Below are 22,828 nucleotides of genomic sequence, written 5' to 3' on the forward strand. Positions count from 1 at the left end.
CGCCCGGACGCAGGTTCGGCTATCAGGCGTCTGGTTCCAGCATACCTCGCGTTGGGCGTTTGAGACTGAATTGCCAGCCCAGCGCCAGGAAGGTGATGAAGCCAATAATACCGAGCATCATCCAGGGCAGCTCAGGCTGTGCCAGGGCTTTGCCCATGTCAAACAGCCAGCCGCCGCCGACATAGCCAATTGCGCCACCGATGGCGAGTCCCAGTCGGCTGAAGCCCATATAGCTTCCTCTGGCCCGCGCATTCGACAGCGAGGCGCTCAGGGTTTCACGCGCCGGTTCGGCGATGATCGAGCCAATATAGAACGTGCAGATAAGGGTAAACAACTGCTGCAAATTACCGACCAGCCCAATGGGCATCATGCTCAGAGACATCACCAGCAGGCCCGCCATCAGACGATGTTCAAGGCGAAAGCGTTTTTCACTCCAGCGGGCAATCGGGTACAGCAGCGTTAAAGAGAGACATGCCTCAATGGCATACATCCATTTCACGGCGGCCGGTGAGCCAGCGATGTCATTCACCATGATGGGCAGCATCAGCATCACCTGTACCGCCAGCATGTAATAGCCCGCCAGCGTCAGCACATAGGTGACAAAGCGCTTGTCATGCATCACATGGCTCATCCCTTCACGCACCGGAATTTTCACCGTCGACAACTTCCATGCCGGGAGCAGCCAGGCGTTAAACGCCGCGCACAGAACGAACAAAATTGCGCCGGTGGCACATACCAGACGGAAATCGTATTGCAATAACCAACTGCCGAGTAACGCGCCGACCACGGCCCCGGCGCTATCCTGCATCATCAGAATAGAGAAAAAACGCCCGCGCTTTTCCGGGCGGATCAGCTTGACTACCAGCGCCGAACGGGGAGGGTCGAACAGCGTGCCACCCAGCCCGGAAAGAAAGCAGGAAAACCACAGCAGCCACGGTTCATGCGCAATGCCCATGGTGGCGAACCCGGCTGCGCGCATCAGCATGCCGGTGACGATCATCGGTTTGGCGCCGAAACGGTCAGCAATAGCACCACCGAAAATACCCAACCCCTGCTGGATAAATTGACGTAATCCAAGCGCGATACCGACCATCACGGCGGCCCAGCCCATTTGGTCGACGAAACGAATTGAGATCAGCGGGAAAACGACGAAGAAACCCAGCACGACCAGCATATTATCGATGAGAAGGAAGTATTTACCCAGGTTCCTTGCCTGCGAGACTTGCGACATTTCCCCTCCAGGGAAAAACTCGTCACTCTGGATAGAGTTTAAAAGATAAGCACCTCCTATTCTGCGGTGTCGTCATCGCTTTTCCCACCCTTCGCGGGACAATATTTTTTTATCAAAAGTCCGTCTTGATAGAGAGTTTTCATCAAAATGTGTGAATAATTCAAAAAATGGCATTTTGCTCTTTTCACAGGGTGTATTCGCACAGGTATAGTAATGCGAATAGCGTATTGAAGACGTTACGGGAAGGAGTAGGTATAGAATGTTTGGCTATCGCAGTAACGTGCCAAAAGTGCGCTTAACCACGGACCGCCTGGTCGTGCGTTTAGTGCATGAGCGTGATGCCTGGCGTCTGGCAGATTATTACGCAGAAAATCGTCATTTCTTAAAACCCTGGGAACCTATTCGTGATGAAAGCCACTGCTATCCGTCCGGCTGGCAGGCGCGTCTCAGCATGATCTCTGAGTTTCATAAACAGGGCACCGCTTATTATTTTGCGCTGCTCGATCCGGACGAAAAAGAGATTATCGGCGTTGCGAACTTCTCAAACGTAGTGCGGGGATCCTTCCATGCCTGTTATCTCGGCTACTCCATTGCGCAGAAATGGCAGGGGCAGGGGCTAATGTATGAAGCCTTAACTTCGGCCATCCGTTATATGCAGCGCACGCAGCATATTCACCGCATTATGGCTAACTACATGCCACATAATAAGCGCAGCGGTGACCTGTTGGCGCGACTGGGTTTTGAAAAAGAAGGGTATGCCAAAGACTACCTGCTGATTGACGGGCAGTGGCGCGATCACGTGCTGACGGCGTTGACCACATCAGAATGGACCCCCGGCCGCTAAGTTTCAGATGCAGCCATGATTAATGGAGAAGACGATGAAATACGAATTAACCGCCACCGAAGCACGAGTGATTGGCTGTTTATTAGAAAAACAAGTGACAACGCCGGAACAGTACCCACTCTCCGTTAATGGAGTCGTAACAGCCTGCAATCAAAAAACGAATCGTGAACCGGTGATGAACCTGTCGGAATCGGACGTGCAGGAGCAATTAGATAACCTGGTTAAGCGACATTTTCTGCGCACGGTGAGCGGCTTTGGCAATCGCGTTACGAAATATGAGCAGCGTTTCTGCAACTCTGAATTTGGCAATCTGAAGCTTAGTGCCGCAGAGGTGGCCGTAATCACTACACTGCTGCTGAGGGGCGCTCAGACGCCTGGTGAATTGCGTAGTCGCGCATCCCGTATGTACGAATTCAGCGATATGGCCGAAGTGGAATCGACACTGGAAAATCTGGCAACCCGGGAAGATGGGCCTTATGTGATCCGCCTGGCGCGCGAGCCGGGCAAACGTGAAAGTCGCTATATGCACCTGTTTTGCGGTGAGGTTGATGGAGCCATTGCCGCGGCAGATCAACTCCCTGCAGCCTCCGGTGATCTGCAGGCACGCGTGGAAATGCTGGAAACGGAGGTCGCAGAACTTAAGCAGCGACTTGATTCATTGCTGGCGCACCTGGGAGACTAACGTGAATAAATTACGTATCGGCGTTGTCGGCCTTGGCGGTATTGCGCAAAAGGCCTGGCTACCCGTGCTGGGCACCTCCGCAGACTGGACGCTGCAAGGCGCCTTTTCACCTTCGCGCGATAAAGCACAGCGTATCTGTGATACCTGGCGGATACCCTACGTGGATTCACTGGTGAATCTGGCGCAAACCTGCGACGCGGTTTTCGTCCATTCCAGCACCACGACGCACTACGCGGTCGTCAGTGAATTGTTGAATGCCGGAGTTCACGTGTGTGTGGATAAACCGCTGGCGGAAAACCTGCGTGAGGCTGAGCAACTGGTGGAGCTGGCCGCGCGGAAAAAACTCACGCTGATGGTCGGGTTTAACCGCCGGTTTGCACCGCTGTACCAGGATCTCAAAACCCAGTTGAGCACCGCAGCGTCTGTACGTATGGATAAGCACCGTACGGATAGCGTTGGGCCGCAGGATCTGCGTTTCACTTTGCTGGACGACTATCTGCACGTAGTCGATACCGCATTGTGGCTGGCGGGAGGGCAGGCGCAGTTAAATAACGGCACGCTGCTGACCAATGAATCTGGTGCGATGCTTTACGCCGAGCACCATTTTTCTACCGGTCAAATGCAGATAACGACCAGTATGCATCGCCGTGCCGGTAGCCAGCGTGAGAGCGTGCAGGCGGTGACGGACGGTGGCCTGATTGACGTAACTGATATGCGGGAATGGCGGGAAGAGCGTGGGCAAGGTGTTGTTCATAAGCCGATAGCGGGCTGGCAAACGACCTTAGAACAGCGTGGTTTTGCCGGATGTGCGCGTCATTTCATTGAGTGCGTGCAAAATCAGACGGTTCCCCAGACGGCAGGCGAGGAGGCGCTACTGGCCCAGCGTGTTGTTGAAAAGCTGTGGCGGGAGGCGATGGCTGAATAACCCCCTGTAACATCTGGCGGTAGTAATTCATTGTAATCCAGGTACTATATGCCCACTCAAAATAACACCTCTTTTCAACCATAGGCTGATTTGTCGGCCTGATAAGGCGCTACGGTGTCGCCATCAGGCACAGCAAAAGTGTCGGATGGCGGCGAAAATGCCTTATCCGACCTACGGGCAGGTTTGTCGGGGTTTTGCCTCAGAGTCTGGAATACAACATAGATGAATTTATTAAAGTCGCTGGCAGCCGTCAGCTCGATGACGATGTTTTCACGTGTGCTGGGTTTTGCGCGTGATGCGATTGTCGCCAGAATCTTTGGTGCAGGGATGGCGACAGATGCCTTTTTTGTGGCATTCAAACTTCCTAACCTGCTGCGCCGAATTTTTGCCGAAGGCGCATTTTCGCAGGCGTTTGTGCCGATTCTTGCTGAGTATAAAAGCAAGCAGGGGGAAGATGCTACCCGCGTGTTTGTTGCCTACGTTTCCGGACTGTTGACGCTGGCGCTGGCTGTGGTGACGGTAGCCGGGATGTTGGCTGCGCCATGGGTGATTTTAGTTACCGCGCCGGGGTTTGCCGACACAGCGGATAAATTTGCGCTGACTACTCAACTGCTGCGGATCACTTTTCCCTATATTCTACTGATTTCACTGGCCTCACTGGTTGGTGCGATCCTTAACACCTGGAACCGCTTTTCTATTCCTGCGTTTGCCCCGACTTTTCTGAATATCAGCATGATCGGTTTCGCGTTGTTTGCGGCCCCTTATTTTCATCCGCCAGTGCTGGCGCTGGCGTGGGCCGTTACCGTGGGTGGCGTGCTACAGCTGATTTATCAGCTTCCGCATCTGAAGAAAATTGGCATGCTGGTACTGCCGCGTGTGAACTTCCGCGATGCGGGGGCGATGCGTGTCGTCAAGCAGATGGGCCCGGCGATCCTTGGGGTATCAGTCAGCCAGATTTCACTGATTATCAATACGATATTCGCCTCGTTTTTGGCCTCTGGCTCAGTTTCGTGGATGTACTATGCCGACCGTCTGATGGAGTTTCCGTCCGGTGTGCTTGGCGTAGCGCTGGGGACTATCCTGCTGCCATCGCTGTCCAAAAGCTTTTCCAGCGGTAATCATGATGAGTATTGTCGCCTGATGGACTGGGGCCTGCGCTTGTGTTTCCTGTTGGCATTACCGAGTGCCGTAGCGTTGGGTATTCTGGCCAAACCACTGACGGTGTCTCTGTTCCAGTACGGTAAATTTACTGCCTTTGATGCCGCGATGACCCAGCGTGCGCTGGTGGCGTATTCGGTAGGTTTGATTGGTTTGATCGTGGTGAAAGTGTTGGCTCCGGGCTTTTACTCGCGCCAGGATATAAAAACGCCAGTGAAGATTGCCATTGTGACGCTGATTATGACCCAGGTGATGAACCTGGCGTTTATCGGGCCGTTAAAGCATGCCGGGCTGTCGCTGTCGATTGGTCTGGCGGCGTGTCTGAACGCTTCACTGCTGTACTGGCAGTTGCGTAAGCAGAAAATCTTTACTCCACAGCCGGGTTGGGCCTGGTTCCTGACGCGACTGGTGATTTCTGTGCTGGTGATGTCGGCGGCACTGGTAGGGATGCTTTACATCATGCCAGATTGGTCGCAGGGAACGATGTTGTGGCGCCTGCTGCGTCTGATGGCGGTCGTGGTGGCAGGTATTGCTGCTTACTTCGCAGCACTCGCTGTGCTGGGCTTTAAAGTAAAAGAGTTTGTGCGCCGGACGGCATAAAGAATCAATGCCGGATGGCGGCATAACGCCGTATCCGGCCTACAAAAAGTGTAGGCCTGATAAGCAAAACGTTATCAGGCTTGCATCAGATAGAGAATTTTTTCCCGCCGCGGTGCGCAGCTGAAGTTTGACCGTTTGCGCCATACAACGCCGGTTCCTGGTGCGGTTTCAGCACTTGTATTGCTTGTTGATTACGCTCGATCTGCCCTTCCAGCAGCCAACCATTGTGCTGGTTGAGGTCGCGTAAGTGCTGTGTTTTCTTGGTGATAGTCTGCCAGCGTTCAGCAATCTCATCATTGGCGCTGCGCGTGGCGTCATGCTCCAGGCGGCGCTGTTGCTCAAGATAATCAAGGGTCGCCAGCAAAGAGCTTTTTTCTTCTGTAATACGCTGTAGCTGGCTGCCGTTGATATGGCCTGCGGAAAGCTGCTGCTGTTCAGCATCCATTACCGTTTTCAGGTCATTGAGGACGGTCGTCATCTGGTCAAGTATTTCTGACAAACGAGTCATACTTTATTTACTCTGTAGGTAGCTCTGCGCCTCGCGAATCAGCGAGTCGGCAATTTTTCCGGTATCCATTTTCAATTCACCGTTACGGATTGCGGTTTTCAGTGCTTCCACGCGTTCCATATTGATGTCATTGGTGCCGGGCTGCATCAGTTTGGCCTGGGCGTCGCTCAGCATGACGCTAGTGCTGGTGGTCGCGGTGGTTTTTTCCTTCTGCGCTTTTTGTACCGGCGCATCGCTGGTTTCACGCGGCTGAACGGTGCTTACTGGCTTCAATGGTGAGGTACGATCAATGCTCATTTTATTTTTCCTCATCGAGGGGTTACGCTATAGCGGCCCGCTGTAATCATTGGTTGTTTATCTATCGGCACACGCTAAAAAATCTTTAACCTATTATAGGTTAATAAGAATATTCCCATCAGAATCGACGACGCCGCTCACCACCTGGCCTGAAATCATCCGCACTCGCGCATTCTGTGCGACAGCGGCGTTGTTCAGCGCTTTACCTTCGGCATTAACCCGAAAGCCATCTCCGTTGGCAATAACCAGCACGCGCTGACCGGCCTTGATCCGCCATGCCTGGCGCAACATCGAAAGCTGTATCGGTTGGCCCGGGACCAGATCGCGCAGGCTCACAGCATCCTGCACCTGACTCATATCCAGCACCGCGCGCGGCGGTAGTTGGTCCAGTCGACCACGTTTCAGCGTTACGCTGGCTGGGGTCAGGGTGCTACCTCGCGCTACAGGCGCGGCGGCTACTACGTAGTTTCCCGTCGCCTGGACGTTTACCTGCAGATAACGTTTTTCGTTGGCACAGCGAGCCAGCACATTCACATTACCCCACAGTTTCGCGCTACCTGACACGCTTAATGCCGGTTGCTCACAGCTCGGCAATAAGTTTGGCGACGTTCGGATAGTGACCACCACCTCATCGCTAAATCCGGCCAGGCGCTGGGAAAACCATGCCGTTAGCTGCGAATTCAGGTCTTGCGCCAGCGTCATAGGGCTGAACAGCAGTGCTGCCACGACTATTCCACGTTTAAACGTTTGCATCAAAACCTCGCGCTTTTTCAGGTAGTGGCAGGATTTTACCTGTGTGACGCAGTCATCAACGCAACAAATAGCGACGCATTTTGCGTTTATTCCGGCGATAACGCGCGCGTAATGGGATTTAAGCTGTCGGCTGAATTTTGTCATTTGCGGAGGAGATATGCTCGATAAGCTCGACGCCGCCTTACGTTTTCAACAGGAAGCGCTGAATTTGCGCGCCCAACGCCAGGAAATATTGGCGGCCAACATTGCCAATGCCGACACGCCGGGGTACCAGGCGCGCGACCTTGATTTCGCCAGTGAATTAAAAAAAGTCATGGTGCGAGGACGGGAAGAAACCGGCGGCGTTTCGTTGACGCTGACCTCTGCACAACACATTCCGGCCCAGACCGTTTCTTCGCCGTCTACGGAGCTGCTCTACCGTATTCCTGACCAGCCATCTCTTGATGGCAACACGGTGGATATGGACCGGGAGCGCACGCAATTTGCAGACAACAGCCTCAAGTATCAAATGGGGCTGACCGCGCTGGGTGGGCAAATCAAAGGCATGATGAACGTGCTGCAAGGAGGGAACTAATTCGTGGCGCTGTTAAATATTTTTGATATCGCAGGTTCTGCGCTGACGGCTCAGTCTAAACGCCTGAACGTCGCGGCCAGTAACATGGCGAATGCGGATAGCGTCAGCGGGCCCGACGGTCAGCCGTATCGCGCGAAACAGGTTGTTTTTCAGGTAGATGCTGCGCCAGGTGCGGCTACCGGTGGCGTAAAAGTTGCTGACGTCATTGAAAGTCAGGCGCCGGATAAGCTGGTTTATGAACCCGGTAATCCGCTGGCCGATGCGAATGGCTACGTAAAAATGCCGAATGTGGACGTCGTTGGTGAGATGGTCAACACCATGTCAGCCTCGCGTAGCTATCAGGCAAACGTCGAAGTGCTCAACACCGTGAAAAGCCTGATGCTCAAAACGTTGACGCTAGGCCAGTAAAGGAGGCGCACATGTCTATTGCTGTAAAAATGAATGACCCGAGCACGACGGGGGTTAATGCCGCCACGGGGAATAGCTCCCTGACGGGCAGCAATGCCGCTGACCTGCAAAGCAGCTTTCTTACGCTGCTGGTTGCACAACTGAAAAACCAGGATCCTACCAACCCGCTGCAAAACAACGAACTGACTACCCAGTTGGCGCAAATCAGTACCGTGAGCGGGATTGAGAAACTGAACACCACGTTAGGGTCGATCTCCGGGCAGATCGACAACAGTCAGTCGCTGCAGGCCAGTACGCTGATTGGCCACGGGGTCATGATCCCGGGTACTACCATCCTGACCGGTAAAGGGACGGAAGAGGGTGCCAAAACCACGACAACACCTTTTGGCGTTGAGCTGCAGCAACCGGCAGATAAGGTTACCGCAACCATTACCGATAAAGACGGCAAAGTGGTACGCACCATTGACATTGGTGGATTGAAAGCGGGCGTTCATACCTTTACCTGGGACGGCACCATGACCGATGGCACGGATGCACCAAGCGGTTCTTACAACGTGTCAATTGCTGCCAGCAATGGCGGAACGCAACTGGTGGCACAGCCGCTTCAGTTTGCGCTGGTGCAGGGCGTTATTCGCAGTAACGGCGGTAATACGCTGGATCTTGGCACCTATGGAACCACCACCCTCGACGAAGTACGGCAGATAATTTAAGCCTTCACACTTATCAGGAGTAAGTCATGGCCTTTTCTCAAGCGGTTAGCGGTCTGAACGCTGCAGCGACCAACCTCGATGTCATTGGTAACAACATCGCCAACTCCGCCACCTACGGTTTTAAATCCGGTACGGCATCTTTTGCCGATATGTTCGCCGGTTCTAAAGTCGGTTTGGGCGTTAAAGTTGCGGGTATTACCCAGGACTTTACCGACGGCACCACCACCAACACCGGCCGCGGGCTGGATGTTGCTATCAGCCAGAACGGTTTTTTCCGCATGGTAGACAGTAACGGTTCTGTTTTCTTCAGCCGTAACGGTCAGTTCAAACTCGATGAAAACCGCAATATCGTTAATATGCAGGGGCTGCAACTGACGGGCTATCCGGCTACCGGTACACCACCGACAGTTCAGCAGGGTGCAAACCCGGGGCCGATTACGATCCCCAACACATTGATGGCGGCACAGGCAACCAGCAAGGCCTCAATGCAGATCAACCTCAACTCATCGGATAAAATCCCGACAACGACAAAGTTTGATCCGAAAGATGCTGACAGCTATAACAAAAAAGGCCCCGTCACCGTTTATGACAGTCTGGGAAATGCCCACGAAGTTAACGCCTATTTTGTAAAACAGCCTGATAACAAATGGGCTGTCTATACCGTTGATAGCAGTGATCCTAAGGCTGCTGTACCAACCGCACCGACGTCCACGCTGGAATTTGATACTAATGGAGCGCTAATCGGCGGCGGTACATTCAATATCACCACAGCTGCGCTCAATGGCGCACCGGCTGTCACCTTCGCAATGAGTTTCCAGAACTCCATGCAGCAGAACACAGGTGCCAACAACATTGTTGCCACTAAACAGGACGGCTACAAACCAGGCGATCTGGTGAGCTACCAGATTAACAATGACGGTACCGTAGTCGGCAACTACTCCAACGAACAGCAACAGGTTCTAGGACAGATCGTGCTGGCAAACTTTGCCAACAACGAAGGTCTGGCGTCTCAGGGCAACAACGTCTGGGCGGCCACTCAGGCCTCCGGTGTGGCGCTGCTGGGTACCGCGGGTACGGGTAACTTCGGCAAGCTGACCAACGGGGCGCTTGAAGCGTCAAACGTGGATTTGAGTAAAGAACTGGTGAATATGATTGTCGCCCAGCGTAACTATCAGTCGAACGCGCAGACCATCAAAACCCAGGATCAAATCCTCAACACGCTGGTCAACCTGCGCTAAGCGCCTGACGGGATGGCTTAATGGATCACGCAATTTATACCGCCATGGGCGCGGCCAGTCAGACGCTGAATCAACAGGCGGTGACGGCGAGCAACCTGGCAAACGCCTCCACGCCAGGGTTTCGTGCGCAGCTCAATGCACTGCGCGCGGTTCCTGTAGAAGGATTGTCTTTACCGACGCGTACGCTGGTCGTGGCCTCCACACCGGGGGCCGACATGACGCCGGGTCAGATGGACTATACCTCCCGCCCGCTGGATGTGGCGCTGCAACAGGATGGCTGGTTGGCTGTGCAGACCGCGGATGGTAGCGAAGGATATACCCGTAACGGCGCTATTCAGGTAAGCCCAACGGGTGAACTGACAATTCAGGGACACCCGGTAATTGGCGAAGCCGGACCGATAGCCGTACCGGAAGGTTCAGAAGTCACCATTGCGGCGGACGGGACAATTTCTGCACTTAACCCTGGCGATCCGGCGAATACCGTAGCGCCAGTGGGGCGGCTGAAGCTGGTGAAGGCTACAGGGATCGAAGTGCAACGTGGCGATGACGGTATGTTCCGTCTGACCCAGGCCGCACAGGCTACCCGTGGTGCGACGTTACAGGCCGACCCCAGTATCCGTGTGATGTCGGGCGTGCTGGAAGGCAGTAACGTTAAACCGGTTGCTGCGATGAGCGACATGATCGCCAACGCCCGCCGCTTTGAAATGCAGATGAAAATTATCAGTAGCGTGGATGATAACGCGGGCCGCGCCAACCAACTGCTGTCGATGAGTTAATACAGGACATTTTATGATCAGTTCATTATGGATCGCCAAAACCGGCCTGGATGCGCAGCAAACCAACATGGATGTGATTGCCAACAACCTGGCAAACGTCAGCACCAACGGATTTAAGCGCCAACGCGCCGTGTTTGAAGATCTGTTGTACCAGACGATTCGTCAGCCTGGCGCACAGTCTTCTGAACAAACCACGCTGCCGTCTGGTTTGCAGATTGGTACCGGTGTACGTCCGGTTGCAACCGAGCGTTTACACAGCCAGGGTAACCTGTCGCAGACCAACAACAGTAAAGATGTGGCGATTAAAGGCCAGGGCTTTTTCCAGGTCATGTTGCCCGATGGTACGTCCGCTTATACCCGCGACGGTTCTTTCCAGGTGGATCAGAACGGCCAGTTGGTGACGGCGGGTGGTTTTCAGGTTCAGCCTGCCATCACCATTCCGGCTAACTCGCTCAGTATCACCATTGGACGCGACGGTATTGTCAGCGTGACCCAGCAGGGACAGGCGGCGCCTGTTCAGGTCGGGCAGCTTAACCTGACAACATTTATGAACGATACCGGTCTGGAAAGTATTGGTGAGAATCTGTACACCGAAACGCAGTCATCCGGTGCGCCGAACGAGAGCACGCCGGGGTTGAACGGCGCGGGTCTGCTGTATCAGGGCTATGTTGAAACCTCTAACGTCAACGTGGCGGAAGAGCTGGTAAACATGATCCAGGTTCAGCGCGCTTACGAAATCAACAGTAAAGCGGTATCGACCACCGATCAGATGCTGCAAAAACTGACGCAACTCTAAAGTGGAGTCCGGTGGGGTGAAAACCTCACCGGCACACTGATTTTGAAGATGACCGCAATGCGAAAACACGCGCTTCACCCATACCCTATTTTAGCCCTGCTGGTGGTTTCACTAACAGGATGTGCCTGGATCCCGGCCACGCCCCTCGTGCAGGGCGCGACGACTGCCCAGCCCGTTCCAGGTCCAACGCCGGTGGCGAATGGCTCAATCTTCCAGTCGGCACAACCGATTAACTATGGTTATCAGCCACTCTTTGAAGACCGTCGTCCACGCAATATTGGCGATACGCTGACCATCGTATTGCAGGAAAACGTCAGCGCGAGCAAAAGCTCTTCGGCGAACGCCAGCCGCGACGGCAAGACAAACTTTGGCTTTGATACCGTACCGCGCTATCTGCAAGGTCTGTTCGGTAACGAACGTGCCGACGTAGAAGCCTCAGGCGGTAACTCCTTTAACGGTAAAGGCGGCGCGAACGCCAGAAATACCTTCAGCGGTACGCTGACCGTAACGGTCGATCAGGTACTGGTGAATGGCAACTTACATGTCGTGGGTGAAAAACAGATCGCCATAAATCAGGGCACTGAATTCATTCGCTTCTCCGGGGTCGTTAACCCGCGCACCATCAGTGGCAGCAACTCCGTACCGTCAACCCAGGTTGCGGATGCGCGTATTGAGTACGTCGGCAACGGCTACATCAATGAAGCGCAAAATATGGGCTGGTTGCAGCGTTTCTTCCTTAATTTGTCGCCGATGTAAGCGAGGTACCCCGTGTTTAAATTTTTTGTTGGAATGGCACTGGTGCTGGTAACCGCCTTCGCGCATGCCGACCGTATTCGTGACCTGACCAGCGTGCAAGGCGTGCGGGAAAACTCGCTGATTGGTTATGGGCTAGTGGTCGGTCTGGATGGTACAGGCGACCAGACCACCCAGACGCCGTTTACCACGCAAACGCTCAACAACATGCTGTCGCAGTTGGGGATCACCGTGCCCACCGGCACCAATATGCAGTTGAAAAACGTGGCAGCGGTAATGGTCACCGCGCAGTTCCCGGCCTTTGGTCGTCAGGGGCAAACTATTGACGTTGTGGTCTCTTCCATGGGTAACGCTAAAAGCCTGCGCGGCGGAACGTTGCTGATGACCCCGCTGAAAGGGGTCGATAGCCAGGTATATGCGTTGGCGCAGGGGAATATTCTGGTTGGCGGTGCGGGCGCAGCTGCGGGTGGCAGCAGCGTGCAGGTAAACCAGCTCAATGGCGGACGCATTACCAACGGCGCGACCATCGAACGTGAATTACCCAGCCAGTTCGGCGGCGGTAACACCATTAATCTGCAACTGAATAATGAAGATTTCACGATGGCGCAGCAGATTACCGACACCATTAACCGCTCGCGTGGCTTTGGCAGCGCAACGGCGTTGGATGCCCGCACTATTCAGGTGCGCGTGCCAAGCGGCAACAGCTCGCAGGTGCGTTTCCTTGCTGATATCCAGAATATGGAGGTGAACGTCACGCCGCAGGACGCTAAAGTGATTATCAACTCGCGCACCGGATCTGTCGTCATGAACCGCGAAGTAACGCTGGATAGCTGTGCCGTGGCACAAGGCAACTTGTCGATCACGGTGAACCGCCAGGCAAACGTCAGCCAGCCGGACACACCGTTTGGCGGTGGACAAACCGTAGTGACGCCACAAACCCAGATTGACCTGCGCCAAAGCGGTGGTTCGCTGCAAAGCGTACGTTCCAGCGCCAACCTGAACAATGTTGTGCGTGCGCTGAATGCACTGGGGGCAACGCCGATGGATCTGATGTCCATTCTGCAATCGATGCAGAGCGCGGGTTGCTTACGCGCCAAACTGGAAATCATCTAATGATTGGTGACAGCAAACTGCTGACCAGTGCCGCCTGGGATGCGCAATCTCTGAACGAACTGAAAGCGAAAGCGGGTCAGGACCCGGCGGCGAATATCCGCCCGGTCGCCCGTCAGGTTGAAGGGATGTTCGTGCAAATGATGTTGAAAAGCATGCGTGAAGCGCTGCCGAAAGATGGCGTGTTTAGCAGCGATTCAACGCGCTTGTATACCAGCATGTATGACCAACAAATTGCGCAGCAGATGACCGCAGGCAAAGGTCTGGGGCTGGCTGAAATGATGGTCAAGCAGATGACTGAAGGGCAAGCGCAACCTGCGGATGACGCGCCGCAGGTGCCGATGAAGTTTTCACTGGAAACGGTGACCAGCTATCAAAATCAGGCACTGACGCAACTGGTCCGCAAAGCCATCCCCCGGGCGACAGACAGCAATGATGAGCCGCTGTCAGGTGACAGCAAAGACTTCCTCGCCCAGCTGTCACTGCCGGCTAAGCTGGCCAGTCAGCAGAGCGGGGTCCCGCATCATCTGATTTTGGCGCAGGCGGCGCTGGAGTCCGGATGGGGGCAGCGACAAATTCGTCGCGAGAATGGCGAACCGAGTTTCAACATTTTTGGTGTGAAGGCTTCGGGAAGCTGGAAAGGTCCAACCACTGAAATCACCACCACTGAATATGAGAACGGTGAGGCGAAAAAGGTGAAAGCCAGATTCCGCGTCTATAGCTCTTACCTTGAGGCGTTGTCGGATTATGTCGGTCTGATATCTCGTAACCCGCGCTATGCGGCGGTGACCGCTGCCGCGACCGCCGAACAGGGGGCGCAGGCATTGCAAAATGCGGGCTACGCCACAGACCCTAACTATGCACGTAAATTAACCAGCATGATCCAGCAGTTGAAATTGATGAGCGAAAAGGTGAGTAAAACCTACAGCACGAATCTCGATAATCTCTTTTAAATAGCTCAAGTCTACCGACCTGCTGCCGATAATAACGAGTATTGAAGGATTACAAGGAACCTCCATGTCCAGCTTGATTAATAACGCGATGAGTGGACTCAGCGCAGCGCAGGCCGCGTTGAATACTGCCAGTAATAACATCTCCAGCTATAACGTTGCCGGATATACCCGACAAACAACAATTATGGCGCAAGCGAACAGCACGCTGGGTGCGGGGGGCTGGGTAGGTAATGGCGTCTATGTTTCTGGTGTACAACGTGAATATGACTCCTTTATCACTAACCAGTTGAGAGCAGCGCAGAACCAGAGCAGCGGTCTGACGACGCGCTATGAGCAAATGTCAAAAATCGATAATTTGCTCTCCAGCAAAACCAGCTCTATTTCGACCTCAATGCAGGGTTTTTTTACCAGCCTGCAGACGCTGGTCAGCAACGCTGAAGATCCGGCGGCACGTCAGGCGCTGATCGGTAAAGCTGATGGGTTGGTAAATCAGTTTAAAACGACCGATCAGTATCTGCGCGATCAGGACAAGCAGGTAAACACGGCGATTAAGGCCAGCGTTGACCAGATCAACAATTACTCGAAACAGATTGCCAACCTTAACGACCAGATTTCCCGTATGACGGGCGTCGGCGCGGGGGCATCGCCGAACGATTTACTCGACCAGCGCGACCAGTTGGTGAGTGAACTGAACCAAATTGTCGGCGTGGAAGTCAGCGTGCAGGACGGCGGGACTTACAACGTGACCATGGCGAATGGTTATTCGCTGGTGCAGGGCAGCAACGCCCGCCAACTGGCGGCAGTCCCTTCCAGCGACGATCCCTCTCGCACGACTGTCGCTTATGTTGACGGCGTGGCCGGAGAAGTTGCCATCCCGGAAAAGCTGATCACGACCGGTTCGCTGGGCGGGCTGTTGACGTTCCGTTCGCAGGAACTCGACCAAACGCGTAATACCCTTGGTCAGTTGGCCCTCGCTTTTGCTGATGCGTTTAACACGCAGCACAAAGAAGGTTTTGATGCCAACGGCGACCCGGGCAAAAACTTTTTCGATATTGGTGGCCCGGCAGTCCTTAGCAATACGACGAATAAAGGGACCGGTGCGCTTGATGTTAAAATAACGGATAGTTCGTCGGTGCAAGCCACAGACTATAAAATTACGTTTGATGGTACTGACTGGCAGGTAACCCGTCTGGCTGACAATACCAGCTTTAAGCCGACCGTCACTGGCGGAAAAATGTCGTTTGATGGGCTGGAAATCACTGTCAAAAATGGTGCGCTGGCAAATGACAGCTTTACGGTGAAACCCGTGGGTGACGCCATTATCAATATGAAAGTGGCGGTGACCGATGAGTCGAAAATCGCCATGGCAGAAGTATCCAAAAACGACCTTGATCCGAATGTTGATAAAGGCAAAAGCGATAACCGTAACGGTCAAAAGCTGCTGGATCTGCAAACCAAGTCTACCGTCGGTGATAAAACGTTTAATGATGCCTACGCTACGCTGGTGAGCGATGTCGGGAACAAAACGGCGACGCTGAAAACCAGCGCCACTACTCAGAACAACGTGGTAACGCAGCTTTATAAGCAGCAGCAGTCTATTTCCGGGGTTAACCTCGATGAAGAGTACGGAAATTTGCAGCGTTATCAACAATATTACCTGGCTAACGCGCAAGTTCTGCAAACTGCGAATGCGCTGTTTGATGCACTGATCAATATTCGCTAAGGGAGAGGGAGACTATGCGTATTAGCACCCAGATGATGTACCAGCAGAATATGCGCGGCATCACTAACTCTCAGGCGGAATGGATGAAGTTCGGCGAGCAGATGTCGACGGGTAAACGCGTGATCAATCCATCTGACGATCCGATTGCCGCCTCGCAGGCCGTAGTACTTTCGCAGGCTCAGGCGCAGAACAGCCAATACACGCTGGCGCGTTCATTCGCGACGCAAAAAGTATCGCTGGAAGAGAACGTGCTGAATCAGGTGACGACGGCGATCCAGACCGCGCAGGAAAAAATCGTTAGTGCGGGAAACGGTACGTTAAGTGATGATGACCGTGCATCGTTGGCCACCGACCTGCAGGGGATCCGCGATCAACTGATGAACCTGGCTAACAGCACCGACGGTAATGGGCGCTACATTTTTGGCGGATATAAAACAGAATCTGCACCGTTTGCCCAGGCTGATGGCGCTTACAGCGGCGGTACGACAAACGTCACCCAGCAGGTTGATGCCTCCCGGACCATGGTGATTGGTCATACCGGTGATAAAGTCTTCGCCAGTCTGACCAGCAACGCTGTGCCGGAGCCAGGCGGCGGTACCCAGGAAAAGAATGTGTTCAAAATGTTGGATACTGCTATTGATGCGCTTAAGACACCGGTTGAGGGCAATGATGCGGCAAAAGCTACTGCCACTGCAGCCATCGATAAAACCAGCCGAGGTCTTAAAAACTCGCTGAATAATGTGCTGTCCGTGCGTGCAGAATTAGGCACGCAGCTTAGCGAATTGAGCTCGCTGGATTCACTGGGCGCCGATCGTGCATTGGGGCAAACTCAGCAGATGAGTAATCTGGTGGATGTCGACTGGAACGCCGCGATTTCGTCTTACGTGATGCAACAAGCCGCACTACAGGCATCGTATAAAACGTTTACTGATATGCAGGGAATGTCGCTGTTCCAGCTTAACCGGTAACGATCCATTTTGAACATATCATGAAACTGGGTATGTTTGTCTGCCCGCTCCTTTAACACCCCGGAGCGGGCATTTTTTTAGGCAACCGACGGCTTACTAAGCGACGGGTTCCCCGTCAGTCTTATGACCAACGCGATCGCACTGCTGAATGTTGCCAGCGTCACCACTCCTTCCCAGTTGGCAAGCGCATAGACCTGACTCCCGAGAACGGAACCCAGCGCCATACCGATAAACACCATCGTAAACAGCAGAGCGTTCAATCGTCCTCGTGCCTGAGGCTCCAGGCTATAGACCAGGTTTTGGTGGGCAACCAGGCTGGATTGCAATCCGAGATCAAAACCTACCGCCGAAAGGGCGATAAGCAGCCACTGCCCCTGAACGGGCAGGGCGGGTAACAAAAACATCAGTGCGAAAGATACCGTTACCAGCAAAGCACCCAATTGCGTCACTTTTGCTGCACCCACTTTATCGGCAAGATGGCCCGCCATCGGTGCAGCAAGCGCTCCGGCTGCTCCCGCGATACCAAAAGCACCCGCTATAGCGCTACCCAGGTGGTAATGCTCAGATAACATCACCGCCAGCGTAGACCAGAAGGCGCTAAAAGCAATGGACAGAAAGCCTTGTGCTAGTGCTGCGCGGCGCAAGGTGGAATATCGTTGCCAAAGTTGCACCATCGAGAGCATTAATGATGGATAGCTCAACGTGGAATGGACCGTAAAACGAGGCAGTGCTTTCCACATAATCGCGGTAATTACGGCAATACTGACGGCAGCAAGTTGGTACATCTCACGCCAGCCAAACGCCTCACCGACCAGCCCACTGACGGTACGTGAGAGTAAAATTCCCAGCAGAAGGCCCGTCATTACGGTGCCCACCGTTTTTCCCTGTTTGCCTTCGGGCGCCAGTATTGCCGCCGCAGGCACAATATCTTGTGCCATGGTTGCCGCCATGCCCATCAACAGACTCACTATTAACAGTGAATGCAACTGCCCGGTAAAGCTGCATGCCAGAAGCAGCACAGCAAGAGAGATACTTTTCAGCAGGATTAATGTCCTGCGGTCATAACGATCGCCCAATGGCAATAAAAACAAAATACCCAGCGCGTATCCCGCCTGGGTCAGCGTCGGGACCAACCCCATGCCGGTAATACTTAAGTTCAGATCCTGACCCATTAAAGGCAGAAGGGGTTGAGCATAGTAGATAGCAGCGACACTGAATCCGGCACCTACTGCCAGAACGAAAGTGACCCAACGGGAAAGTGCGGTAAATGTGTTCACAGATGATTCCTCAATCACAGGATGTGCGGCTATTTTTATCCTTCAGCGAGTGGCGTGGTAGCGAGCGCAGTGGTAAAACAGTTATACGTCAGACGTATGATGAAACTGAAAATGATAAAAAATGAGCGTATAGACAGGGTGGAGCTGATGCGTACGTTTGTACGTATTGTCGAAGCAGGATCGCTTTCGGCAGCGGCAAAACAGATGGGGACAACGCAAGCGACCGTAAGCCGACGGTTGCAATCCCTGGAAACTCTGCTGGGTGTGAAACTGATCATGCGTACCACGCATGCGATGAAATTGACCGACGACGGCGAAAGAGGCTACCAGCATGCCAAGAAGATTATTGATGCCTGGCTGGCGCTGGAAGATGGACTTAATGTCACAGAAGATGAACCGGTGGGGACGTTGCGAGTCCGTGCACCGCATGCGTTCGGGCAACAACAACTGCTTGAGCCGCTTTTGCAGTTTCTTTCGCGCTATCCCCAGGTAGCAGTAGAGTGGATGCTCAACGATAAAACCGTTGATTTTCTGAGCGATAATATTGACTGCGCTATCAGGGTTGGTGCGGAGGTGGATCCGGCCACGGTTGCCGTTTTACTGGCTGAAGTTCCCCGTAGTATGGTGGCGAGCCCTGGGCTGCTGGAACAATACGGCGAGCTTTCTCATCCTGAGCAGTTATCAGCGCTGCCCTGGATTGCCGTGAATACGTTTTATCAACATAGCGTTTCGTTGTTGCACCAATTGCGTAATGAGCCAGTCACGTTGAATATTTCACCCAGATTAAGTACCGACAGTATTTATGTCGCAAGGAATGCCGCGCTGGCGGGGTTGGGAGTGACTATTGTTTCAAGTTGGATGGTGGCGGAGGATATTGCCAACGGACGTCTGGTTGCGTTGCTACCTGAGTGGCATGCGGCGCCGTTGCCTGTACATTTGGTTTATCCGTGGGCGCGTTACTATCCGATTCGCTTACGCAAGTTTCTGGACTTAATGAAGGATGTTATGCCGCAGCTGACGGGGATGAAAGGCGTAGATCAGATATAAAAAAGCCGACCCGAAGGCCGGCTTTGATATTATTATTGCTTACTCGACAGGCTGAGGACGTGTTGCTGGCGCAGTCGCTTGATGCGTTGCACTGTGTCCACCTGCGGCACCTTTGCCTTCAAAGGCGAATGCCGGACGCTGCCAGTCGCTATGACGCGGCGCTTCTGGCACATATTCCGGTGCCGGAGCGCGGGTCATCGGTGCGGTCGCATGGCTGTGAAGGTGTTCAGCATCAACACTGGCTGCGACAACTTCAGGCTTAACGACAGTCGCTTCTACAATTGGCGCTGCAACAACTTCCTGCGGCGCAGCAATCTCTTCATCAACTGGCGCTGTTTCCACAACTTCGGCAATCTCTTCAACCACTTCTGGTTGGGAAATAACAACCTCTGCAGGCTCTTCAACAACCGGCGCAGTCACAACGTCAGCCACAGGTTCGGCTTCAGCGGCGATTTCTTCTGCAACGGGCGCATCAGATGCAGCGATAATTTGCGGTTGTTCCTCGACCGGGGTCGCAATGACTTCCGGATGCGTGGTTTCAACCTGTGTGGTTTCAACAACGGCGGCCTGAGGCTCAGCCACGACAATCTCTGGCTGCACGGCTTCAACTGGCGCAGGGGCATCCACAATGTGTTCCACGGCAGCTGCAGCAACCTGAGGCTCTACGGCGACAGGTGCGGCTTGTTGCTGGACCATTTCTTGTTCGCGCTGTTCTTCAACCTGCTGATCCTGAGGACGTGCGACAGGGTAGCGGATCCAAACTTTACCGGACGCTAATTCAGGAGATGCACAGGCGACCGTTAACGGCATTGGTGACTGAACCGGATAACGCTCGTCACGGTAACGACGACGACGCTGTCCACTGACGCGCAGATGGCGAGGGGAGCGACGGGAACGACGCGGCATACCATTGGAGTCACGCGCGTCGCTGTTGTCTTCCTGCTCAGTCGCAACGACGGCTGGCAGATCAACTTTCGCCAGTTCGGTGCGTTGTGCTGGTGCAGGCTGTTCTGTTGGCTGAGCGGCAGAGGTTTCAGCAACTACTGCGGCAGTTGCCACTTCGGTTTCAACCGCCGGGCTGTCAGTGAAACGCACTTTCTGAGTCAATTGACGCTGTTTACGGCGAGTCTGAGGCTGACGTACGCGCTCTTCCTGCTCGGCATCCTGCACAGGTTGTTCAGCCTGGTTCAGCTCTTTAACTTCCTGCTGAGCCTGACGCTTGTCATCGTTACGACGGCGGTTGCGTTCGCGACGCGGAGCCTGCTGCTCATCGCCAGATTTCGCTTTGTCTGCAACGTCAGTAGTTTGCTGGCGGTTATCGCGAGCTTCCGCATTTTGCTGCTGTGACTGACGACGGTTACGGCGGTTATCTTCACGGTTTTCGCCGTTTTCTGAACGTTCGTTACGGTTGTCACGGTCACCGCGATTATCCCGGTTATCACGACGATCGTTACGGTCGCGACGATTGTTCTGACGAGGTTTACGACGATCCTGCTGGCGTTCGGTTTTCTCTTCAGCTTTCGGCGCAGGTTGTTCAACCGGCTTCACTTCTTCGCTACCACCGAAGATGGACTTCAGTGCGCCAAAGAAACGGCTAATCAAACCGGGCTGTTCGGCAACGGCTGCGGTCGCTGCCGCAGCTTTAGGCGCGGCGGCTTTCGCGGCAGGTTCCTGCAGAGCAGGAGCTGGCGGAACGTCTGGCATGGCGAAGGTGGCCAGCGCCGGTTGCTCAGGCTGTTTACGCTCGACGTACTCTTCTTCCGTCGGCAATGCCATTGCCTCTTCATGCAGTTTCGGCAGTAGATAGCTCAGGGTCGGGGTTTCTTCCCCTTTACGTACGCGCAGCACAGAATAGTGCGGGGTTTCCATCTGATCATTTGGCACGATCACACAGCGCACGCCATTCTGACGCGTCTCGATTGCATTTACCGCGGTACGCTTTTCGTTGAGCAGGTAGGAAGCGATCGGCACAGGAACAATAGCGTGTACTTCCTGCGTATTTTCTTTCAGTGCTTCTTCTTCGATCAGACGCAGAATAGACAGCGACAGTGATTCGTTATCACGTACGGTACCGGTGCCGGAGCAGCGCGGGCACACGTGATGGCTGGATTCACCCAGTGACGGGCTCAGACGCTGACGGGACATTTCCAGCAGACCGAAGCGAGAAATATGGCTGATCTGAATACGCGCTCTGTCCTGGCGTACGGCCTCGCGCAGACGGTTTTCAACCGCGCGCTGGTGACGAACCGGTGTCATATCAATGAAGTCGATTACAATCAGACCGCCGAGGTCGCGCAGACGCAGCTGACGTGCAATTTCATCGGCTGCTTCAAGGTTGGTGTTGAACGCTGTTTCTTCGATGTCGCCGCCGCGGGTTGCGCGTGCGGAGTTGATATCGATAGCGGTCAGTGCTTCAGTGCTGTCGATAACGATTGAGCCGCCGGACGGCAGACGCACTTCGCGTTGGAACGCGGACTCAATCTGAGACTCGATCTGATAGTGGCTGAACAGCGGGATTTCGCCGGTGTACAGTTTGATTTTGCTGCTGAAATCCGGACGACCCAGCGCGGCGATGTGCTGACGCGCCATCTCCATGACTTTTGGGTTGTCGATGAGGATTTCGCCGATGTCCTGGCGCAGATAGTCGCGGAAGGCACGCACGATAACGTTGCTTTCCTGATGGATCAGGAACGGAGCAGGGCGGCTGTCAGCGGCTTTTTGAATCGCTTCCCAGTGCTTCAGGCGGAAGCTTAGATCCCACTGCAGCGCTTCGGCGGATTTGCCTACACCTGCGGTACGCACGATAAGCCCCATGCCATCAGGCAGTTCCAGGCTTGCCAGCGCTTCTTTTAATTCGGTACGGTCGTCGCCTTCAATGCGACGGGAGATGCCGCCCGCGCGCGGGTTGTTCGGCATCAGAACCAGATAACTACCCGCCAGGCTGATAAAGGTAGTCAGCGCAGCGCCTTTGTTGCCGCGTTCTTCTTTATCGATCTGAACGATGACTTCCTGACCTTCACGCAACACGTCTTTAATGTTGGGACGACCATGGGAGTTGTAGTTAGCGGGAAAGTATTCGCGGGCAATTTCTTTTAACGGGAGGAAACCGTGACGTTCAGCGCCGTAATCAACAAAAGCAGCTTCCAGACTCGGTTCAATACGGGTAATTTTGCCTTTATAGATGTTGGCTTTTTTCTGTTCGTGTCCAGGACTTTCGATATCCAGATCGTACAGACGTTGCCCATCTACAAGGGCGACACGCAACTCTTCCTGCTGAGTCGCGTTAATTAACATTCTTTTCATCGTAACTTACTCATTATTCTTACATTGACGACTAAGCTGCGGGCAGAGTAATGCCTTTCCGGGTGTGAACCGATGGCCTCGTGTCTATTCGCGTCGCCAACCTCACGGTTATCGTCAGCTCAAAGAGGCGCAGAGTGTCGGTTGCCTGTATTTCATACGGAAACACAGCGCAATTATCAGGGGAACAGTCTGGG

At 54.0% G+C, this 22,828-nt stretch carries 22 protein-coding genes; 16 read left to right on the forward strand and 6 right to left on the reverse strand.

All coding sequences use genetic code 11. The features are described from left to right. Window positions 1-22 precede the first annotated feature (22 nt). A complete protein-coding gene (mdtH, locus tag SK34_RS15940; RefSeq protein ID WP_032936216.1) occupies window positions 23-1,231 on the reverse strand; it encodes a multidrug efflux MFS transporter MdtH in 1,209 nt (402 codons plus the stop codon). A gap of 259 nt (window positions 1,232-1,490) precedes the next feature. On the opposite strand from mdtH, the gene rimJ reads away from it, so the two are divergent. The 4 genes from rimJ to murJ all read left to right on the forward strand — a co-directional run bounded on the left by rimJ (window position 1,491) and on the right by murJ (window position 5,440). Then, window positions 1,491-2,075, forward strand: coding sequence for a ribosomal protein S5-alanine N-acetyltransferase (rimJ, locus tag SK34_RS15945; RefSeq protein WP_003832145.1), 585 nt, complete (start codon window positions 1,491-1,493; stop codon window positions 2,073-2,075). A gap of 34 nt (window positions 2,076-2,109) precedes the next feature. Continuing rightward, entirely contained in the window at window positions 2,110-2,757 is a 648-nt protein-coding gene (locus SK34_RS15950) for a YceH family protein (protein WP_032936214.1), read from the forward strand. A gap of 1 nt (window position 2,758) precedes the next feature. Further along, window positions 2,759-3,682: a Gfo/Idh/MocA family protein gene (locus SK34_RS15955; protein WP_048233439.1), complete on the forward strand. Its 924-nt coding sequence runs from the start codon at window positions 2,759-2,761 to the stop codon at window positions 3,680-3,682. Window positions 3,683-3,904: 222 nt separating this feature from the next. Continuing rightward, the gene (gene murJ / locus SK34_RS15960; protein ID WP_047412118.1) at window positions 3,905-5,440 is read left to right on the forward strand and encodes a murein biosynthesis integral membrane protein MurJ; all 1,536 of its coding nucleotides are present in this window, start codon (window positions 3,905-3,907) and stop codon (window positions 5,438-5,440) included. An 85-nt stretch (window positions 5,441-5,525) separates the two neighbouring features. Here the strand turns inward: murJ and flgN are convergent, their stop codons facing one another. The 3 genes from flgN to flgA form a co-directional block, all read right to left on the reverse strand. After that, window positions 5,526-5,948 carry a flagella biosynthesis chaperone FlgN gene (gene flgN / locus SK34_RS15965; protein ID WP_003036178.1) on the reverse strand — a complete coding sequence of 141 codons (423 nt, stop codon included), beginning with the start codon at window positions 5,946-5,948 and terminating at the stop codon, window positions 5,526-5,528. Between the two features lie 3 nt (window positions 5,949-5,951). Next, complete coding sequence (gene flgM / locus SK34_RS15970; RefSeq protein ID WP_003036183.1) at window positions 5,952-6,245, reverse strand: flagellar biosynthesis anti-sigma factor FlgM; 294 nt, start codon at window positions 6,243-6,245, stop codon at window positions 5,952-5,954. A 93-nt stretch (window positions 6,246-6,338) separates the two neighbouring features. Next, window positions 6,339-6,998 (reverse strand): flagellar basal body P-ring formation chaperone FlgA, encoded by a 660-nt coding sequence (flgA, locus tag SK34_RS15975; protein WP_003036186.1) that lies wholly within the window; start codon window positions 6,996-6,998, stop codon window positions 6,339-6,341. A 157-nt stretch (window positions 6,999-7,155) separates the two neighbouring features. Here flgA and flgB point away from each other — a divergent pair, with 157 nt between their 5' ends. From flgB to flgL, 11 genes are all read left to right on the forward strand, one after another. Next, window positions 7,156-7,572: a flagellar basal body rod protein FlgB gene (flgB, locus tag SK34_RS15980; protein WP_003846806.1), complete on the forward strand. Its 417-nt coding sequence runs from the start codon at window positions 7,156-7,158 to the stop codon at window positions 7,570-7,572. 3 nt (window positions 7,573-7,575) lie between these two features. Continuing rightward, on the forward strand, window positions 7,576-7,980 hold the full coding sequence (gene flgC / locus SK34_RS15985; RefSeq protein WP_003036191.1) for a flagellar basal body rod protein FlgC: 405 nt from the start codon (window positions 7,576-7,578) through the stop codon (window positions 7,978-7,980). 11 nt (window positions 7,981-7,991) lie between these two features. Further along, on the forward strand, window positions 7,992-8,690 hold the full coding sequence (flgD, locus tag SK34_RS15990; RefSeq protein WP_003832158.1) for a flagellar hook assembly protein FlgD: 699 nt from the start codon (window positions 7,992-7,994) through the stop codon (window positions 8,688-8,690). Window positions 8,691-8,716: 26 nt separating this feature from the next. Then, window positions 8,717-9,928: a flagellar hook protein FlgE gene (gene flgE / locus SK34_RS15995; RefSeq protein ID WP_003836758.1), complete on the forward strand. Its 1,212-nt coding sequence runs from the start codon at window positions 8,717-8,719 to the stop codon at window positions 9,926-9,928. 20 nt (window positions 9,929-9,948) lie between these two features. Continuing rightward, window positions 9,949-10,704, forward strand: a complete 756-nt coding sequence (locus tag SK34_RS16000) for a flagellar basal body rod protein FlgF (protein ID WP_003036200.1) — start codon at window positions 9,949-9,951, stop codon at window positions 10,702-10,704. Between the two features lie 13 nt (window positions 10,705-10,717). Further along, entirely contained in the window at window positions 10,718-11,500 is a 783-nt protein-coding gene (flgG, locus tag SK34_RS16005; protein WP_003036202.1) for a flagellar basal-body rod protein FlgG, read from the forward strand. A gap of 57 nt (window positions 11,501-11,557) precedes the next feature. After that, the gene (gene flgH / locus SK34_RS16010; RefSeq protein ID WP_003036206.1) at window positions 11,558-12,256 is read left to right on the forward strand and encodes a flagellar basal body L-ring protein FlgH; all 699 of its coding nucleotides are present in this window, start codon (window positions 11,558-11,560) and stop codon (window positions 12,254-12,256) included. Window positions 12,257-12,289: 33 nt separating this feature from the next. Further along, the gene (locus SK34_RS16015; RefSeq protein WP_057063917.1) at window positions 12,290-13,366 is read left to right on the forward strand and encodes a flagellar basal body P-ring protein FlgI; all 1,077 of its coding nucleotides are present in this window, start codon (window positions 12,290-12,292) and stop codon (window positions 13,364-13,366) included. Then, window positions 13,366-14,316 (forward strand): flagellar assembly peptidoglycan hydrolase FlgJ, encoded by a 951-nt coding sequence (gene flgJ, locus SK34_RS16020; RefSeq protein ID WP_048233441.1) that lies wholly within the window; start codon window positions 13,366-13,368, stop codon window positions 14,314-14,316. The genes SK34_RS16015 and flgJ overlap by 1 nt, the downstream gene beginning before the upstream one ends. 64 nt (window positions 14,317-14,380) lie before the next feature. Further along, window positions 14,381-16,039 (forward strand): flagellar hook-associated protein FlgK, encoded by a 1,659-nt coding sequence (flgK, locus tag SK34_RS16025; RefSeq protein ID WP_003836752.1) that lies wholly within the window; start codon window positions 14,381-14,383, stop codon window positions 16,037-16,039. A gap of 14 nt (window positions 16,040-16,053) precedes the next feature. Further along, window positions 16,054-17,007, forward strand: a complete 954-nt coding sequence (gene flgL, locus SK34_RS16030; RefSeq protein WP_003836751.1) for a flagellar hook-associated protein FlgL — start codon at window positions 16,054-16,056, stop codon at window positions 17,005-17,007. A gap of 77 nt (window positions 17,008-17,084) precedes the next feature. Here the strand turns inward: flgL and SK34_RS16035 are convergent, their stop codons facing one another. Next, on the reverse strand, window positions 17,085-18,284 hold the full coding sequence (locus SK34_RS16035; RefSeq protein ID WP_048233443.1) for an MFS transporter: 1,200 nt from the start codon (window positions 18,282-18,284) through the stop codon (window positions 17,085-17,087). A gap of 21 nt (window positions 18,285-18,305) precedes the next feature. Here SK34_RS16035 and SK34_RS16040 point away from each other — a divergent pair, with 21 nt between their 5' ends. Continuing rightward, window positions 18,306-19,331, forward strand: a complete 1,026-nt coding sequence (locus SK34_RS16040) for a LysR family transcriptional regulator (RefSeq protein WP_044700682.1) — start codon at window positions 18,306-18,308, stop codon at window positions 19,329-19,331. 39 nt (window positions 19,332-19,370) lie between these two features. On the opposite strand, the gene rne is transcribed toward SK34_RS16040, so the two are convergent. Beyond that, the gene (rne, locus tag SK34_RS16045; protein ID WP_048233444.1) at window positions 19,371-22,634 is read right to left on the reverse strand and encodes a ribonuclease E; all 3,264 of its coding nucleotides are present in this window, start codon (window positions 22,632-22,634) and stop codon (window positions 19,371-19,373) included. Window positions 22,635-22,828: the final 194 nt, after the last annotated feature.

Origin of the sequence: Citrobacter sp. MGH104 (assembly GCF_001034485.1) — a bacterium.
Classification (GTDB): domain Bacteria; phylum Pseudomonadota; class Gammaproteobacteria; order Enterobacterales; family Enterobacteriaceae; genus Citrobacter; species Citrobacter freundii.